We start from the raw sequence: 325 nt of genomic DNA on the forward strand, positions 1-325 counted from the left end.
CGCCGCGCTCGTCATCGCGGCGCCAGCCTACCTGCGCTTCGAGGCCCTCGATCATCCGTGGCTGTGGTGGATCGGCCTGTCGGCGATCAATCCGCGCTCCAACGACTATGTGCCGCTGTTTCCATGGTTCGGCGCGGTGCTCGCAGGCATCGCGGTCGTCAAGCTCGCTTCAGCATCCGGTCTTCTCGCCCGGCTGGGAACCTGGATGCCCGGCCGCTGGTCGAATCCGCTGACCTTCATCGGCCGGCACAGCCTCGCCTTCTACCTCATCCATCAGCCGCTGCTGTTCGGCTCGATCTGGCTGCTTTCGCAAGCCATGCCCGCC

The 325-nt window shown here is 66.2% G+C and carries 1 protein-coding gene; it reads left to right on the forward strand.

The genetic code is table 11. The features are described 5' to 3' along the window. Positions 1-325: heparan-alpha-glucosaminide N-acetyltransferase domain-containing protein (locus EN862_RS35390; protein WP_135913319.1), on the forward strand; the 325-nt coding region annotated here is incomplete at both ends.

The organism is Mesorhizobium sp. M2E.F.Ca.ET.219.01.1.1 (assembly GCF_004016445.2).
GTDB lineage: Bacteria > Pseudomonadota > Alphaproteobacteria > Rhizobiales > Rhizobiaceae > Mesorhizobium.